The sequence below is a fragment of the Caulobacter sp. CCH9-E1 genome, assembly GCF_001556515.1.
Lineage (GTDB): Bacteria > Pseudomonadota > Alphaproteobacteria > Caulobacterales > Caulobacteraceae > Caulobacter.
Genome location: NZ_LSJA01000133.1, coordinates 1 through 2879, shown reverse-complemented (window position 1 = coordinate 2879; position 2879 = coordinate 1). Strand labels below are relative to the sequence as shown.

The window sequence follows — 2879 nt, the reverse complement described above, 5'->3', positions numbered from 1 at the left end:
GCCGGCTGCACGATGAGCGCCTCGATCGTGACCACGACTTCACCAACAAGAGCGGTGTCGTCCACTCGGAGATCATGCTGCCGGACGGCGCCCCCGAGCAGCTCTCCGACCGCGCCACGCTGTGGAACGCGGTCGAGGCCGGCGAAAAGCGCAAGGACGCCCAGCTCTCCCGAGAGGTCGAGTTCGCCATTCCGCGCGAGATGGACCAGGCGCAGGGGATCGACCTGGCCCGTGATTTCGTGCAGCGCGAGATGGTCGATCGCGGCATGGTCGCCGATCTCAATGTGCATTGGGACATCGGCCCTGACGGTCTAGCCAAGCCCCACGCACACGTCATGCTTACCATGCGCGAGGTGGGTGAGGATGGCTTCGGCGCCAAGGTCCGCGACTGGAACCGCACCGAACTGGTGGAGCACTGGCGTGAGGCCTGGGCCGACCACGTCAACGAGCGGTTGGCGCAGCTCGACATCGACGCGCGGATCGATCACCGCAGCCTGGAAGACCAAGGCATCGACCTGGAGCCGCAGCATAAGATCGGCCCGGCCGCCGAACGCATGGCCGGCGAAGGCGTCGAGACCGAGCGGCTGGAAGATCATCACCGCATCGCCCGTGAGAATGGCGACAAGATCATCGCCAATCCGCGCATCGCGCTGGACGCCATCACCCACCAGCAGGCGACCTTCACCCGCTACGATCTGGCGAAGTTCATCCACCGACATTCGGACGGCAAGGAGCAGTTCGATCGGGCCATGGGCGCAGTGCAGGCCTCGCCCGATTTCGTTGCGCTGGGCCAGGACGGGCGCGGGCAGGATCGGTTCACCAGCCGGGAGATGATCGCCGTCGAAAACCGGCTGCATCGCGCCGGCGAATTGATGGCGCAGCGTCGGGCGCACGGCGTCAGCGACCTCGAGCAGCGTCGCGCATTGGCGCGCGCCGCGCAGCGCGGTCTTGTCCTCTCCGGCGAACAGAAGGCAGCCTTCCAGCACGTCACCGAGGGCCGGGACCTTGGCGTCATCGTCGGCTACGCCGGCACGGGCAAGTCGGCGCTCCTGGGCGTGGCGCGGGAGGCTTGGGAGGACGCCGGCCATCGCGTTCAGGGCCTAGCCTTGTCGGGCATCGCCGCTGAGAACCTGGAGGGCGGATCGGGCATCGCGTCTCGCACCATCGCCAGTCTGGAGCATCAGTGGAGTCAGGGCCGGGAGCTGCTGGACGCCAGCGACGTGCTGGTGATCGACGAGGCCGGCATGATCGGCTCGCGGCAGATGGAGCGACTGCTGTCGGCCGCCGAGAAGGCCGGGGCCAAGGTGGTGCTGGTCGGCGATCCCGAGCAGCTCCAGGCGATCGAGGCAGGGGCGGCGTTTCGGTCGATCGCCGAGCGTCATAGCCACGTCGAGATCACCCAGGTTCGTCGCCAGAATGAGGACTGGCAGCGCGACGCCACGCGGCATCTGGCGACCGGCCGGACTGGCGAGGCGCTGGCGGCTTATGAGACGCGCGGCATGGTCCACGGCGCCGAGACCCGCGACCAGGCGCGCGACGATCTTGTCGAGCGCTGGGACCGTGAGCGCGTGGCCGAGCCGCGCAAAAGCCGGATCATCCTCACCCACACCAACGACGAAGTGCGCGAGCTCAATCTGACGGCTCGCGAGCGACTGCGTGAGGCCGGGACCTTGGGCGAGGATGTGACGGTCAAGGCCGAGCGCGGCGACCGCGCGTTCGCGACTGGCGATCGGCTGATGTTCTTGAAGAACGATCGCGGGCTGGGCGTGAAGAATGGCATGCTCGGCGAGATCGAGCAGGTCTCGCCCACCCAAATGACCGTGCGGCTCGACGCAGGGCGATCGGTCGTCTTCGACCTGAAGGACTACGCCCAGGTCGATCACGGTTATGCCGCCACCATCCACAAGAGCCAGGGCGTCACGGTTGATCGGACCCATGTGCTGGCGACGCCGGGCATGGATCGTCACGGCGCCTACGTCGCCCTCTCGCGGCACCGCGACAGCGTGCAGATCCACTACGGCCGCGACGAGTTCGAGGATCTGGGCAAGCTGACCCTCCTCCTGTCGCGCGAGCGAGCCAAGGACATGGCCAGCGACTTCGCCGAGCGGCGCGACATCCACGTGCCAGCGTCGATAAGGACGAAAGACCCGCCGCAGCGCCAGCGCGGGATGTTCGATGGGTTCAAGCCCGCCAGCCCGACGCGGCAGCCGGTGGCGCCGGCACGGGAGGTTGGCCAGTTCGACCAGCACCGCGTGATCGAGCGTCACGCCCGCGCCGCGGTCGACGTCATGCGGATGAACGACCGCGGCCTGCCGGTGCTCGCTCACCAGCGGCGGGCGCTCGAAGAGGCGCGCGAGGCGCTGAGCAAGATCGGCCCGCACGCGGCCAAGGATCTGGAACGGGCCTACATGCGAAAGCCGGATCTGGCCAACGAGGCGGCGTCGGGACGGACGCAACGGGCGATCAGGGTCCTTCAGCTTGAGGCGGAGGTTCGGTCCGATCCGAGCCTGCGGGCCGATCGCTTCGTCCAGCGCTGGCAGGGCCTGGAACGGCAGCGCACCGCTTTGCACCGCGAGGGCGACATGAGCGGCGCCCGGCAGGTCAAGGAAAGCATGGGCGCCATGGCCAAGAGCCTGGAGCGCGACCCGCAGGTGGAGTCGCTGCTGCGCGGGCGGCGGGCCGAGCTTGGCCTGCCTTCGAACATGGGACGCAGCGTCGGGCAGGGGCTGTCGGAATACCTCGGCATTGGCCGTGGGCGCGGGCTTGGCATCTAGGAGATGAACGATGGAGCAGGATGTTGCCTTGGCGATCTCGCCCAGCGTGTCGCAGGATAAACGCTACCTGCGCCTCACTGAACTTCGACCTCTTCATGGTCGCTC

1 protein-coding gene is annotated in these 2879 nt (G+C 67.9%); it reads left to right on the top strand.

From position 1 onward, the window contains the following. On the top strand, window positions 1-2774 hold a 2774-nt coding region (traA, locus tag AX690_RS09325), incomplete at its 5' end, for a Ti-type conjugative transfer relaxase TraA (protein WP_066730328.1). Window positions 2775-2879 lie beyond the last annotated feature (105 nt).